Annotated in this window: 14 protein-coding genes; all 14 read right to left on the reverse strand. The window is 35.7% G+C overall.

What is annotated here, in order from left to right:
* Positions 1–30: 30 nt before the first annotated feature.
* The 14 genes from ALGA_RS23750 to ALGA_RS20440 all read right to left on the reverse strand — a co-directional run bounded on the left by ALGA_RS23750 (position 31) and on the right by ALGA_RS20440 (position 14845).
* Entirely contained in the window at positions 31–2292 is a 2262-nt protein-coding gene (locus ALGA_RS23750) for an NADP-dependent malic enzyme (RefSeq protein ID WP_096432432.1), read from the reverse strand.
* A gap of 623 nt (positions 2293–2915) precedes the next feature.
* Positions 2916–3647 (reverse strand): tetratricopeptide repeat protein, encoded by a 732-nt coding sequence (locus ALGA_RS20380; protein WP_096432434.1) that lies wholly within the window; start codon positions 3645–3647, stop codon positions 2916–2918.
* Positions 3648–3798: 151 nt separating this feature from the next.
* Positions 3799–4299 (reverse strand): glucosaminidase domain-containing protein, encoded by a 501-nt coding sequence (locus ALGA_RS23080; protein ID WP_162845500.1) that lies wholly within the window; start codon positions 4297–4299, stop codon positions 3799–3801.
* A 478-nt stretch (positions 4300–4777) separates the two neighbouring features.
* Positions 4778–5314: an alpha-ribazole phosphatase gene (gene cobC, locus ALGA_RS20390; protein WP_096432438.1), complete on the reverse strand. Its 537-nt coding sequence runs from the start codon at positions 5312–5314 to the stop codon at positions 4778–4780.
* Position 5315: 1 nt separating this feature from the next.
* Entirely contained in the window at positions 5316–6077 is a 762-nt protein-coding gene (locus tag ALGA_RS20395; protein ID WP_096432440.1) for an adenosylcobinamide-GDP ribazoletransferase, read from the reverse strand.
* Positions 6078–7127: a nicotinate-nucleotide--dimethylbenzimidazole phosphoribosyltransferase gene (gene cobT / locus ALGA_RS20400; protein WP_096432442.1), complete on the reverse strand. Its 1050-nt coding sequence runs from the start codon at positions 7125–7127 to the stop codon at positions 6078–6080.
* A gap of 38 nt (positions 7128–7165) precedes the next feature.
* Complete coding sequence (cobT, locus tag ALGA_RS20405) at positions 7166–8221, reverse strand: nicotinate-nucleotide--dimethylbenzimidazole phosphoribosyltransferase (RefSeq protein WP_096432444.1); 1056 nt, start codon at positions 8219–8221, stop codon at positions 7166–7168.
* 276 nt (positions 8222–8497) lie between these two features.
* Positions 8498–9643, reverse strand: a complete 1146-nt coding sequence (locus ALGA_RS20410) for a BPL-N domain-containing protein (protein ID WP_096432446.1) — start codon at positions 9641–9643, stop codon at positions 8498–8500.
* Positions 9643–10158 (reverse strand): bifunctional adenosylcobinamide kinase/adenosylcobinamide-phosphate guanylyltransferase, encoded by a 516-nt coding sequence (cobU, locus tag ALGA_RS20415; RefSeq protein ID WP_197705635.1) that lies wholly within the window; start codon positions 10156–10158, stop codon positions 9643–9645. Before cobU ends, ALGA_RS20410 begins: the two co-directional genes overlap by 1 nt.
* A gap of 376 nt (positions 10159–10534) precedes the next feature.
* Positions 10535–11485 (reverse strand): adenosylcobinamide-phosphate synthase CbiB, encoded by a 951-nt coding sequence (gene cbiB, locus ALGA_RS20420; RefSeq protein ID WP_096432450.1) that lies wholly within the window; start codon positions 11483–11485, stop codon positions 10535–10537.
* Entirely contained in the window at positions 11464–12492 is a 1029-nt protein-coding gene (locus ALGA_RS20425) for a pyridoxal phosphate-dependent aminotransferase (RefSeq protein ID WP_096432452.1), read from the reverse strand. Before ALGA_RS20425 ends, cbiB begins: the two co-directional genes overlap by 22 nt.
* Positions 12493–12684: 192 nt before the next feature.
* The gene (locus tag ALGA_RS20430; RefSeq protein ID WP_096432454.1) at positions 12685–13599 is read right to left on the reverse strand and encodes a dihydroorotate dehydrogenase; all 915 of its coding nucleotides are present in this window, start codon (positions 13597–13599) and stop codon (positions 12685–12687) included.
* A complete protein-coding gene (locus ALGA_RS20435; RefSeq protein ID WP_096432456.1) occupies positions 13593–14354 on the reverse strand; it encodes a dihydroorotate dehydrogenase electron transfer subunit in 762 nt (253 codons plus the stop codon). The genes ALGA_RS20430 and ALGA_RS20435 overlap by 7 nt, the downstream gene beginning before the upstream one ends.
* A 62-nt stretch (positions 14355–14416) precedes the next feature.
* The gene (locus tag ALGA_RS20440; RefSeq protein ID WP_096432458.1) at positions 14417–14845 is read right to left on the reverse strand and encodes a helix-turn-helix transcriptional regulator; all 429 of its coding nucleotides are present in this window, start codon (positions 14843–14845) and stop codon (positions 14417–14419) included.
* Positions 14846–15533: the final 688 nt, after the last annotated feature.

Below are 15533 nucleotides of genomic sequence, written 5' to 3' on the forward strand. Positions count from 1 at the left end.
CCCATCCTTTTTTATTTGTTTTGGTGATATTTATGATTGTGCGTCAACGACAGCAAATGCTGTCATATTTATGATTTCACGAACAGAACATCCCATGGGTATAATATGAAATGGCTTTGCTGTTCCTAATAAAATCGGACCAATATTTTCATAGCCATTTAAATCCTGCATTAATTTATAGGCAATATTTCCAGAACTAAGATTTGGGAAAATAATAGTATTAACATTTTTCCCTTTAATTTTTGTAAAACCAAAAGTTTCATCTCTTAATTTTTTATCGAGAGCAAAATTTAACTGCATTTCACCATCTACAAGTAATTCAGGATGATTATTGTGTAATTTAGTGATGGCTTGATTTACTTTCACCGGACTACCCTTTCTCACTGATCCAAAATTAGAGTACGACACCATAGCCATTACGGGCTCAATGTTAAAGGTTTTTAAGGCACGCGCAGTACTTAATGTTGTATCAACTAATGAATCTGCTGTTGGCTCGGCATTAACTGTAGTATCAGCAAAGAAAAGGGGCCCTTTTTTGGTCATAATGATATTCATGCCAACTAAAGTTTTCATTCCTTCCTCAATACCAATTACTTTGCTCGCAATTTTTAAGGCTTCAAAATAGCGTGTTGCATATCCTGATATAAAGGCATCTGCATCACCATTTTCAACCATCATTGCTCCAAAATAATTACGATCGAACATTTTTTCAACAGCCTCTTTATGAGTTAATCCTTTACGACCTCTTTTTTCACACAAAACATTGGCATAATGATTTCTTTTTCCGTCTTCCGATTGAGAACGAATATCTATAATTTCAGCACCATTGAGATCCAATTCGTTTTCTGAAACTATTCTTTTAATATTTTCAGGATTACCTAATATAATTGGTTTTGCAATTCCCTCATGAAGAACAATTTGAGCTGCTTTTAATACATTTAAGTTATTTCCTTCAGCAAAAACGACACGTTTTGGATTACTTTTAGCTTTGTCGAAAATAGTTCTAATTAATTGATTTTCTGATCCTAATCGCTGTCTTAATTCTTCAGCGTAAGCATCCCAATCGGTTATGATTTTTCGTGCCACACCCGAATCAATAGCAGCTTTAGCAACAGCCACCGCTACGCTTGAGAGCAAACGTGGATCCAGAGCTTTAGGAATAATATAATTGCGGCCAAATACGATATTAGATTCATTATAAGCTGAGTGCACAGATTCCGGAACATATTCTTTTGCTAATTTTGCGATGGCATGAACCGAAGCAATTTTCATCTCTTCGTTAATTGCGCTTGCTCGAACATCTAAAGCCCCTCTAAAAATGTATGGAAATCCTAAGACATTGTTAATCTGGTTGGGATAATCAGAGCGACCAGTAGCCATAATAACACCTTCTTTTGCTGATATAGCATCGTCGTAGCCAATTTCAGGATTAGGATTTGCTAATGCGAATACAATCGGATTCTCAGCCATGGTTTTAACCATTTCGGTACTTAGAATACCTGCTACTGATAATCCTAAGAACACATCTGCATCAACAATAGCTTGTTCCAAAGTATCAATATCACGATTTGTGATGAATTGCTTTTTCTGTTTATTTAAATTTGTTCTTTTACTATTGATTACACCCCGACTATCACACATCACCACATTTTCGGGTTTAACCCCTAATGCAATATAAAGTTTGGTGCAGGATACTGCGGCAGCTCCAGCTCCATTTACAACAACCGAAACATCTTCGATTTTTTTATTGCTGATTTCCAGTGCATTGAGCAAGCCTGCGGATGTAATGATCGCTGTTCCATGCTGATCATCATGCATAACCGGAATATCCAACTCTTCTTTTAAGCGTTGTTCTATTTCGAAGCATTCAGGAGCCTTGATATCTTCCAAGTTTATTCCTCCAAAAGTTGGAGCAATTGCTTTAACTGTCTCAACAAATTTATCTATATCAGTCGCATCTACTTCGATATCGAATACGTCGATGTCGGCAAATATTTTGAAAAGTAACCCTTTTCCTTCCATCACTGGTTTACCTGCAAGAGCACCAATATTTCCTAAGCCTAAAACTGCTGTTCCATTTGAAATAACTGCAACCAGATTTCCTTTAGCAGTGTATTTGTAAGCTTTTTCAGGATCTTTCTCAATTTCCAAGCATGGCTCTGCGACTCCCGGACTGTAAGCCAAGCCTAAATCACGTTGAGTTCTGTAAGGTTTTGTTGGTACTACTTCTATTTTACCTGGACGGCCTTCTGAGTGGTACTTTAATGCATCGGTCATACTTTTTTTGGACATTATTCTTAGTGTTTTGTTTAATTATTGAATCAATAGTTAACTATTTGTTGTTTCTTGATACAAAGATGGGGATTATTGTTACATATTGATGTGCTAAACACCTCAAATCCAATAAGAAATTAGTATTTGACTGAAACTCTTTTAATTAGGAATAATTAAGAATAGAGGAATATTTCTAGATTTATTGAGGAGGATCCAAGATGTGGATAAAAAGCTTTAATTTTTTGATATCAGAGCAAATTTTACTTAAACGGGATAAGCTTTCCCAAAATTAGAAAAAGATTCAAGATCACAGAAATATTCACTGATGCTCTACTGAATTTATCTTAAATATCTTTTATTTGTGAAGAATATGAAAATTTATTTTGAATCAGAAGCTTGTTGTCGTGTATTCTTAAATTCCTTCAGAATTGACAATTTTGATCGTGTTAATTTTCCACTCACCTATTTCAGATTTCTTTTTAAAAAGAATATGTTCTAACAAAAAACCAGCTTTAGATTTTTTCTTATTTACACATGTAGTCTCAATAGTTTGAGTAACCGCTGGAGATATAAATATGAAGGCAAATAAAAAGGGATACCTACGGCATCCCTTTTTAATTTATATTTCGTATAAGGAATTACTATAATAATCCTTTTATTGATGCAATAGTAGAAGCAACATCTTTTCTAGTTGGAGCAATTACTTTAGCTTTGTTTAGTTCAACAATTGCTTTTTGAAAAAAAGACTTGGCTTTCGCCGATTCTGATTTGTAATTTTCAGGCTCAGTATTTGCAGTTGGAGTTGCAGCCTGCATAATTTTAGCTCCTTTGTTATAGTACAAAGTACCTAAACTAAATAATGCGTCAACTTGTAATTTTGATTTAACGTTGCCAGCTTTTTTGTACAAATCTTCAGCAACTTCAAAATTATTTGCTTTTTGAGCTTTTTGCCCTTCAAGTAAGTAATGCTTTGCAAGTGTAGAGATTAATTTTGAGTTTTTTGTTGGACAAGCAGCAATTCCAGCATTTAAAGTAGCCACCATATCATCAAATTTCTTTTGATTTTTTTGAGCAATAGCTTTGTATTTGTAAGCAGTAGAAGCTTTGTAATTTTTCTCAGCTGCCATGCCAAAATATTTTTCAGCTTTGGCATAGTCTTTTACCTTTATTGCACAATATGCGGAATTGAAAATTAATGCTGGATCTTCAACAGTATCTTCTGCCCCTAAAAATTTCTCATAACTTGCAAGAGCTGCTTTATAATTTTTTGATTTCAAAGCATCATTTCCTTCATTTTTAAATTGTGCTGCCGATTGAGCAAACACGCCAACAGCACTTAAACAAACTGCAAGAATCAGAATAATTTTTTTCATACTAAGTAACTTTTATGATTAATTGAATAATTAATTTTATTTTTAAACAGGCCTAAAAGTAACGATTTAGAATAAAAATCAAATAGAAATAACGAAAAATTAACATTCATTATTTATTTGACCCAAAATAAATCTTTTCAGTAAATTGAATTTATTCTTCCACAAAATATTCATTTTTAATTACGTAAGAATCATATTTTGTTAAGTCATTAGTTTCAATTAGTTGCTTCAGCTTATCTGTATATATTTCACCTAACTCAGAATACCTGTTCAAAAAAGGAATGAGTTCAAGAGGTTTCTCTATTGTCAATCGTTCTTGCCTAAATTCCTTATACGCATTCACTCTAGCAATGGTTTGAAAGTAATCATTAACCGATTCTTCTATAGAAGAATAACTTCGAACATAGATATTCGTGGAATCTCGTCCAACAAAAGCCTGTATTCTATCTTCTCCTGCATTATAAGACCATATGCCAAAAACATTATTTCCTTCTTTGAAAAATCGCGATGATCCCCAACCGGACTCCAATGCTGCTTGCCCTAAAACAATGCTGGCTGCATGTGGCTTCAATCTTATTTTCAATTCAGGAATCTGATCACAATTATAGGTTTCAAACAAAGGTAAAAGAAAAATACTATCAGTTTTTCTCATAAACGGATGTTTGACTAAGCGTTTTTCAATATATTCGACCCTTTTTATTGTCTGATGTAAATCATGTTGTGAAACTAAAATGGAAGGCAATAACATTTCTACAAATTTATCTTTCTTCTCTTCGACAGCTAATTCTCTAAGTGATATAACCTTAGTGTAAATATAAGGTATTACTGTAGAGTCTGTTATTGCATGTATATCCTCCTTTTTCTCAATTACAGCATATTTAGGAATAACTGATACATGTTTGAACGTGACAGGTTGTGAGCAACTGGAAAGAAGAAAAATCAGACAAATAATTAAAGGGGTTATTGAGCGCATCGCATATTATTGATAATTTAAGTGTGCTAAAATAGCAATTTCTTTCATCTAACTGGTCTTTATTCATTTAAAATTGACCGATTATTAATGAATAAATTCAAAAAAAATCAGGAACTGGCCAGTTCCTGATTAGGTTATATCCGTGACTATCTGACGTTTACTTTGGCGTTGATAGAATGGTAATCTCCCCAAAATCAGTAGTCGGTTCATTGAAAGAGTCTTCCAGTTTAACGTTTTGCTCAATTGCCTTAATCGTACGAATTACACCTCCATGTGTGAAAATTGCAATCTTCTTACAATCTTTTGATTTTATTTCGTTCCAAAATTCTAAAACCCGATCGCGAAGCATAACAAATGATTCTCCATTGGAACATTTTTTATTTACAAAATCTTCCATCCAGGCCTGGAATAACGGATCTTTAATTTCGTCCCAAACTTTACCTTCCCAATCACCAAAGTTTAATTCCATTAATCGCTTGTCCTCCAATACCTGATCGCCAAAAATATCATTTGCCAACTTTTTAGCTCTGGTTAAGGGACTTGAAATGATCAAGTCAAAATCAATATCTTTTAATTTTTCTTTTACTGCTTCCAATTCTTCAGAATAAGTTAAAGCTAAATCAACATCTTTTTGGCCATAGCAAATACCTGGTTCAATATTTACTTTTGTGTGTCTGATTAAATATATTTCCATCTTATAAAATTTGATTGATAATTACCATATAGGACAAATAAAATACGATTTCGCAAACTTGCTGAGTTGCACCAATGCAATCGCCAGTAAAACCGCCTATCCATTTATTAAAATATCTTCCTAATAAAATTTTACTCAAATAAACAGGAATAAGAATCAGGAAAAACTTTATATTTCCTAATAATGCTAAAGGCAAAACTCCTGTAATAATTGTGAAAATTAGATTTTTTGTTGATAGTTTTTGTGAGTAATCTTTTGCTTTTGAATTTTCGGTTCGGGCATATTGGTGCGTATTTACCAAAGTAGCTGCAAACATTCTTGAAACTGAGTGTGCCGCGATTAAAATCAAAGGCAAATGAGTTGCCGAAATTGAATATTGGCAAAAGAACTTCGTCATCACCAAAAAAACAATTCCTGTTACTCCAAAAGCTCCAATTAAGGAATCCTTCATTATTTCCAGGATTCGGTCGCGTGTCCAACCTCCACCAAAGCCATCACAAAAATCCATGAATCCATCTTCGTGCAATGCACCGGTAAACAAAACAGTGAATCCCATGCTTAGCATTACTGCCAGATTGAATGGAAAAAACATATTGGCAAGATAAAACACCAAACCTGTTAATCCTCCAATAATTGCTCCCGAAATGGGAAAATATTTTATGGCCTCGTACTGATATTCCTCTTTAAATCGTGTCCATTTTGGAAATGGAACTCTTGTAAAAAAGGACAGTCCTGTAAAAAATATCTCGATTTCTTTTCTCATTTAGGCTTCTGTAATTTGATCGCTATTGCTAACACCAGCATCCTCGAAGCTGGCCATTTGATTCAAGAAATTTACCGCAGATTCAATAATTGGATATGCCACTGCAGCTCCCGTACCCTCACCAAGTCGCATTCCTAAATCGAGAATTGGTTCGGCATTTAAATGCTTAAGCATATGTTTGTGACCAGTTTCATTCGATTTGTGTGTAAATATACAATACTCCAGAACGTTAGCATTCATTTTTGATGCGGCTAAAAGTGCTGAGCTAATGATAAACCCATCAACCATAATTACCATTTTTAATTCAGCAGCTTTCATCATTGCTCCAACAATCATTACAATTTCGAATCCTCCAAAATGTGTTAGAATGTTCTCAACAGTATTATGTCCTTTGTAATTATCAACGGCCTTTTTCAGTATTTCATATTTCTTTTTCAAACCTTCATCATCCCATCCGGTGCCACGGCCAACGCATTCTTTTAAATCGACTCCAGCTAAAACATGCAATAAAATAGCTCCCGACGAAGTATTTCCAATTCCCATTTCTCCAAAACCAATAATATTCGATCCTTCCCGATGCATTTTATCGCAAAGATCTGCACCACGCTTAATCGCTGTTTCAAATTGTTTGGCTGTCATTGCAGATTCATTCAAATAGCTTTTTGTTCCGTAATCAACTTTAGCGTTAATTACTCCGGAGCTTTTGTCAAAATCAAAATTAACACCGGCATCAATTATCCGAATGTCTATTCCGTTCTGACGACCAAATACGTTAATTGCAGCACCTCCATTAATAAAATTGGCAACCATTTGCCAGGTAACTTCTTGCGGATAAGGACTTACGCCATCAAGAGCTATTCCATGATCTGCCGCAAAGACCATAATGGTTGGTTGTTTTAACTCAGGTGTTAAAGTGTTTTGAATACATCCTATTTTCACAGCTAATTGTTCCAAAATACCTAAAGATCCAATCGGTTTGGTTTTGAAATCAATTTTATGTTGAAGTTGTTCTGTTAGCTCGTTATTGGGTTTATTTATATTGAAATTCATTGATATGATTTTTTAATAGAAAATTAAATATAAAACAATTAGCTGATTGTTTCTACTTCTTCTGATTCGCTTACACCAGCTTCCTTAAATGAAGCCATTTCATTTATAAACTGTACGGCACTTTTCACAATTGGATAACAAACCACCGCACCTGTTCCTTCGCCCAATCGCATACCGATATCCAATATTGGTTCTGCATTTAGGTGGTTTAGCATTTTTATGTGTGCTTTTTCATTTGATTTATGTGCAAACAAACAATATTCCAACACTTTAGAATTTATTTTTGATGCAGCGAGCAATGCTGAAGTAATAATAAAGCCATCAATCAACATTGTCATTCTTAATTCTGCAGCTTTCAGCATTGCACCGGCAATCATAACCACTTCAAAACCACCAAACTGAGTCAGTACGTCAATTGGATCTTTACTTCCATCGTATTTGGATAAGGCTTCATTTAGCAAGTTAAATTTAGATTTTACTCCCTTGCTGTCGAGTCCTGTGCCTCTTCCCACACATTCGTCTAAAGTAATATCAGCTAAAAGACTTAAAATTAAAGCTGCCGAAGATGTGTTTCCGATTCCTTTTTCTCCAAAAGCAATAAAGTTACATCCTTCTTTATGAATTTCTTCAATTACATCAGCGCCACGCTTAAATCCTTCCAGACATTGATCTTTTGACATTGCCGGTTCAAATCTGTAATTCTTTGTGCCGTAAGCTATTTTTTTATTAATGATATTTAATGATGGATCAAAATCATGATCGATACCTGCATCAACAACTTTAAAATCAATCCCGTGCTGGCGTGAAAAAACATTTATTGCGGCACCTCCCTGCATATAATTGTATAGCATTTGGTAACTCACAGATTTAGGATAAAAACTAACGCCATCGTCAGCAATCCCATGATCTCCTGCAAATACCACGACAGTGGGGTTTACAATTTCTGGAGATAAACTGTTCTGTATTTTCCCTATTTGAAATGCAATTTTCTCGAGTACTCCCAATGAACCAATAGGTTTTGTTTTTCCATTAATTTTGTTCAATATCCTATCATCTAGTTCTGTAGATAAGCTTTCTATATCAAATTTTTGCATAGGTTTAATGTGTTTTTTAAGAACGGCAATTTACACAAAAAGACCAGTAACACTTAAGGAATATTGATGCTAGAGAATATATTTCTTATTTACGGAGGCTCTCAATAAAACCTTCAATCTTATGCTGTTTCCAAATTTATAAACAGATCTATATATTCTAGTCATACCCTGACATATAAAGCTTGCTTATAGTCAGAACATAACAGTATAGAAAATGCAAAAAGCGGTCATTTCCATAGTGATGACCGCCTTATATATATTACAGTGTGTTATTCGCTAGCTATTTGAGCCCAAAATACCTCTTAGTGCTTTCAAGTTTTTTTCCAATTCAATTTTGATATTGTTATCCGTCTCAGTCATAGCAGCTGCTTCCAAATCAGGAATGGCGTCTGTTCGCTCCAGTTGAATCAATGCCCAAGAAGCTTTCACTCTCACCATAGCATCCTTATCGCGAAGCATACCAGGAATCCATTTTTTCGAAGACCAACAAGCCAATTCAATCACTTTATCAATTGCTATTAATTTGTCATCCTTTGATCCGGATAGCATTTGGTAATATTTTTCTTGAAGATCTTTAACTTCTTTTGTATAGATTATCTCTTCAGTAAAGAAATTTGGTCGAACAACACTTTCTGAATATTTGATCATTTCATTATTTGTCGCCCAACGAACAATTCGAGCTAACATCCATCTCATACCAGGAGTACATTCCGGATGCCCAACAAAAGAAGCGACTTTCCCTTTACCTACTTGAGCTACAACTATAAATGGTTTGTTGTTGGTCATGTTTGCAGGACTTCCTTCAACTGTATGAACATCAGAAAGCATACTTGCCAATTCAATTCCCACACTATTTTTAGTGGAAACCAAAACAGGGCCTTCGTAATATTGGCACAATGAAATTTTTTGATCTTTTAGTTCAGGGAAAATTTCCAATCCTTTCTCAGTTAATGAAAATTTCACCAAACCATGACCTCGATTATCATGCTCAATATCAATCGCCTCAAAACCAGTAAGGTTAAGACTTGGATAGTTTGGAGTTTCGGTCATAATGTATGCTCCTGCACAAATTCCAATAACAGAAATTCCTTTTTCTTTTACCAGTTGAACAACCTTTTCCATCCCCGTTTCACCTAAACTTTGAGTTTCACCTCTGCCACTTCCACCTGGAAATATAATAGCATCAAATTGATCTAGTTCACCAGACATAATTTGACTTGCACGTATCACTTCACAATCAATGGCCGGGTCAATTTTTAGTGCCTCAATAGCATCGGTAATACACCAGGGACTGTCGCCGTTTTTATCGAAAACACCAACTTTAATTTTATTTGAGATGGTCTTTTTTTCTACCCTTTTACAAGATGAAATAGTAATGAGAATAATAAGTGCTGAAAAAATGAAGGTGAGCGATTTAGTCATTATGCTTGTGTGTTTTTTATTTCAAGTGGTAAACCAGATATAATTAAGGTTACACGGTCCGCTTTTTTTGCAATATATTGATTGATTCTACCCTGTAAATCGTTGAATCTCATCGCCACTTCATTGCCCGGATGGCCACCTAAGCCCACTTCATTGCTGACAATAATCCAATCACAATCCTGAGAGAGGCTCTTATCCAGTTCAGCTTTAGCTTCTTCCAGACTCTTCTCATCCTGCTCACCATTGTCAAAGAAAATATTTGTCAGCCAGAGGGTTATGCAATCAAGTAAAACCAATCGTCCCTCGAAATCGAGAGAACTCAGCTCTTTTTCCTCTTCAATGCTTTCCCATTGTTCACCACGACGGGCCTTATGAGCCTCAATACGGGCACGATGTCCATCGTCCCAAATACGAGAAGTTGCCAGATAAACAGGATTTGTTGATTGTTCAAGGGCCAATTGTTCTGCGTATTCGCTTTTTCCACAACGTTGACCGCCTGTAATAAGATGAATCATGATGATAATTTAAATATTTCTAACTGAAGAATGCAATTATATGCCATCTATGATGGTGTATATCAAGGCAAAATGCAGAAGTAGAATAAAGAAAAAGGATAACTTTTGATGTCGCGTTTTAAATCCGATATACATTTTTGTAAGGAATAGTAATACAGGGAAAAAATAAAACACATATTCATTTATATAATCATGTAATACTAAAAAGAAAGAGCCATAATAAGCTACAATCATAAATCTATCAATGAGATTAAATACTGTTCTTTTATTAAAGAGAGTTGCCATGAGCAATATCAGTTATAGTGTTCAAATAACAAATGTTGAATGCAAAAAATGAAAACATATAGTGCTTTTTGTATTCTTAAAGCGAGTAAATCTATTTGACTAGCAGATTGATGCCCAGATAAAAAGCTAAAATCAGTACAATCGTCGCCAAACAAACCGCATGATTGATGTAGGCAAGGCGCTTGATCTCCGAATTTTCAATCTTTCGATCCAACTCACCAATATAAGGTTTCTCAACCATCTTGCCGCCATAATCGTGTGCACCACCAAATCGGCAATTCAATATACCAGCCAAGGCCGATTCAGGATAACCCGAATTGGGGCTGATATGCGAACGTCCATAGCGGAATATGAATATAAAACCCCTGTAACTCAGGCTCACAAGCACCATCAGGAAGGCGGTGATACGAGCAGGAATAAAGTTAACCGCATCATCAATTCGTGCCGCAACCCGACCAAAGTACAGGTATTTCTCGTTTTTATAACCAATCATGGAGTCCAACGTGTTGATCATTTTATAGGCCATCATGGCTGGTAAGCCACCCACGGCATAAAAAAAGAGAGGTGCCACCACACCATCCGAAAGGTTTTCAGACAGGGTTTCGAATACAGCCAGGCGAATCTCTTGTTCGCTAAGACCCTTGGTGTCACGACCAACAATCCACGACAAGCGTTTACGTCCTGCCTCCAGACCTTTCTCTTCCAGCTCTTTAAAAACCTCGTAGCCTTCCTGCAAAAGACTACGATTAGCCAAGCCATAAAACACAAAAACAGAGGTGAATAAGATGAAAGCCCATTTCTCCCAGCCTAATAGCAACAAGGAAAGAAAGTAAAAAGATGAATAGATCAGTAGAATTAAACTCAGGCTCATAAAAGCACCCTTTAGTAAGCGATGCTTCCCATGATTGAGCTTTTCAGTTCCCAAACTGATCATATTGCCAAAACCCACGATGGGATGTGGAAAATTACGGGGATCTCCTAATATGAGATCCAAAATGTACCCTATAATTAGGGGTAGTATTATGAGTTCGATTTGCTCCATTGGGTCAGTGCGTCTATTAAAAGTTGGTTTTTGTCTTCGGATAAGGTGGCGACACGAATAAATTGGTTGCTGAGTCCTCGAAAGTTACTTGCATCACGAATGAGCAAGCCAAATTCTGAAATTAGCAGCTTTTTAAGTTCTGAAGCATTTGATTTCTCTAGTTCGATCAAAAAATAGGAAGTTTTTGAAGACCATATTTTAAGACCTGGAATTTGAGCCAGTTTTTCAGAAAATTCCTTTTGGTCTGATTTGTACTGTTTTACGGGAGGCAGAAAGCTCTCCTTCCTTTGCAAAATGTACTTTCCAGCCTCAATTGCTATGGAATTAACCGTCCAGGGAGGCTTGAAAAATCGGATATTCTGTACCATAGCCCTGTTTGCGATCAAATAGCCCAATCTCAGGCCGGGTATGGAGAAGTTTTTAGTCAATGACTTCACCAAAATCAAATTTGGGTGCTTATCAATCAAATCGATTGCAGATGAAATCGCATCAGTAAAGTCGATATAGGCTTCATCCACCACAAAAGTGCTCTTAATGTTATTTTTAAGAAGAGATTTTAGGAAAGCCTTCTCAACAACACGACCATCAGGGTTATTGGGGTTGCAAAGCCAAACCAGACCTTCTGAAAAGAGGGTGGTTCCTTTTAAATCAGCCCAATTGTGGAATTTAAGCTGATGTCTGTTCACATTGCAGGCATCCTCATACTCAGCAAAAGTCGGGATCATAATAGTCGAAGTCTTTGAATGAAAGGCCTGTGCAATTAAGTAGAAGGCCTCAGTGGCCCCGTTGCAGGCCAGAACCTGATCCGTACCAATATCCAGATCCTGAGCAATTAAGTCGCAAAGACTCTCGGCTGCAGGCTCAGGGTAAGCATGTATCTTATCCCAGCTTGCTTGAATAAAGGTCTTTAGCGCCTCAGATCTGCCGCCATACCAGATGTTCGTCGAGAAATTGGCTTTTATAGGCTGTGTATAGAGATAGGCGTCGTCGCCGTGACCGTGTAACATATTGAATATGAGTCGAGTTTGTAATCAGTATTCTAATTTCTTAGAAGACCCAAATTAAGCGAATAAAGCAAACAAAAACAATAGGTTTACAGTTGTAATCACATCTGTAAACCTACCAACCACACATTAAAGAATTATTTCTTTAATCAGTCCTCGTATTAGAGAAATAATTCTTTAATAAGTTATCTTATTCTATTTCAGATTAATAGCACCAATTAAATCATTAATATCACTCACTTGATGACGAATCATGTAGTCTTTTATACCTTCTACAATCTTCACACTCACCTGAGGGTCGATAAAGTTAGCTGTACCAATCTGAATGGCTGTGGCACCTGCCAGAATGAACTCAATAGCATCTTTTGCATTCATGATACCTCCTAAGCCAACTACAGGGATATTCACCGCCTGAGCAACCTGCCAAACCATTCGCAAAGCTACAGGCTTTACACATGGACCAGATAAACCTCCTGTAATTGTAGATAAAAGGGGCCTTCTTGTTTCTGAATCTATAGCCATTCCTAACAATGTGTTGATAAGTGATACCGAATCAGCACCTTCAGCTTCAACAGCCTTAGCTATTTCTGCTATATCAGTAACATTAGGTGAAAGCTTTACCATTAAATGCTTTTTATACACCTTGCGAACTGCTCGAACCACAGATGCAGCGGATGCACAACTAGTTCCGAAGGCCATTCCGCCTTCTTTAACGTTCGGACAGGAGATATTAAGCTCAATTGCCGGTATTTTGTCCAATTCATTGATCATTGCAGCTGTTTCCACGTAGTCTTCTATTACAGAGCCGGAAACGTTGACCAAAATATTGGTATCGTAGTGATTTATTCTAGGATATATGTTATTGCAGAAATATTCGACGCCTTTATTCTGCAAACCTACAGCATTTAGCATTCCTGAAGGTGTTTCAGCCATTCTAGGGTAAGGATTTCCTTCCCGATGGTGTCTGGTGGTACCTTTAACCAAGATACCGCCTAACTGGCTGATATCGATGAAATCTTCGAATTCTTCACCGTAACCAAATGTTCCGGAAGCAGTCATTACCGGATTCTTAAGAATCATATCCTTAAGTTTAACTTCCAAATTTACCATTTTAACTCGTTTATATTGAACACCGGACCTTCAGTGCATGTACATATATTACCTCTTTTTGTATCAGTTACACAGCATAAGCATGCTCCAAATCCACAAGCCATCGTGTTTTCTAGTGAAACCTCACACGGAATGTCTTTGCTTTTAGCATAAGCAGCTACTGCCTTCATCATGAGTTCTGGTCCACAAGTAAACGTGTAATCAAACTTCTCATTAAGCACAGAATGTTGCGTAGGATAGCCTTTTTCGCCTATTGAGCCATCTTCGGTAGTTACGAATATACGCCCGTATTCTTTGTAAGAATCTAATTCAACAGCATCGTAGGCAGAGCGTACACCCAATATGGTTGTAACCTCGTTTCCGGCCTCCTTAAGATGTTTTGCCAAGTATAATAAAGGAGCGACACCACAGCCACCGCCAATTAGAAGAGTTTTAGAGTTTTTAGGAATAGAATACTGATTTCCTAATGGAAAAACGATATTTAGCCTGTCTCCAAGCTTTAAATCGCCCAATTTAGTGGTGCCTTCTCCAAGCTTTTTAATGTATAATTTGATGATATTCTTTTCGTAATCAACAAAATGGATGGATAAAGGTCTTCTAAGGAAGGTGTTGGTTGCATTTTCTACAAGAACGTTAACAAATTGCCCTGGTTTAATGTCAGGTAAAGGCTTAGATGCCTTTATATCAATAACAAAAGTCCCTTTATTAAGCTCTTCCTTGTGCAGTACCTCAAAGTCCTGTACTAATTTTTTCATGCTGCCTGATTGTATTTTAAACTGTTAAGTATAAACGCAGGCAAAGATAAGTTAAAAAATGCTTAGGAAGGATTGTATTCTTTAAAAGTTTTATCACTATAAAATACCACAACTTTTTCTATTTGCTTGCCAGACACAAACGCACTCATTTCCAATACAGGCTCTTGGTTTGGGCGTGGAGTACTGATTGGTTCTTTATTTAATTTAGGGGGCTGATTAACTTGATTTTCAACAGGGGATTGATCCGTTTCATGTTCCTGAAACAAGGAAGGTGAACCTTGTGATTTGTACATATTACCACTACCTGAAATAAGCCAATTAGGGTCGATTTTAGGAAATGATGTTAATATTTTCTGAACAAAGTCAAGACTAGGGTTATTACGACCCGATAAAATATGAGAAATACTAGATCGCTGCACGCCTATAGTATCTGCAAACTTAGAAGAGGTTAGTCCTTCACTATTAATCAGCTGAACGATTCTATTTTTCATCTTTAGAGTTGTTTATATGTGAATTTTACAGATGTTAATTTTAATGACATTACAAATCTATAATAAAAATTACATAAGTCAAAATTCAGGAGAGAGAATTATTTACAAAAGTGATTCACAAAAGTAATCAAGAAGAAAGAGGATGTTAATCTTGTAATTAGCATCTAAGTTTAATTTTGTAAACATTAAATGCATCTAGATTACAGAGTATTTAGGCTCAATACAAGCTTGTAAAGAATAATATCCTAATGAATCAATAATATTCAATTGCGTAAACAATATCGTTTAAATAATAAAATAGCTTCTAATAGTCTATACTGTAAGCTGTTTAATAGGTTTACAATACGATACTCACGTTATTCACAGATGTATTTAGCAAAGTGTAATTTATGAAGGATAAGCCTTGTTTAATTACTCTAGGTAAAAGCTTTATTGAATTGATTAATAGTCTATTATTAAATTACAACATGGTTAGTTTACACCAATTAAGGTCATTCTTATACATATGTAAACAATTACTTAAAGTACAGCTTTAATATGAAATCTTAATGAACTGGTATTCAGAATACAGTACGTATTAATAGTCTTTATTTAATAAGCCGAATAGAACTCGCCTTACTTGTAAATGCAATTAACATCCAGAGCATAGTGTTTGTTATAACATTACCATTGTAAATTACAATGTGAA

It is taken from the genome of Labilibaculum antarcticum (assembly GCF_002356295.1).
GTDB lineage: Bacteria > Bacteroidota > Bacteroidia > Bacteroidales > Marinifilaceae > Labilibaculum > Labilibaculum antarcticum.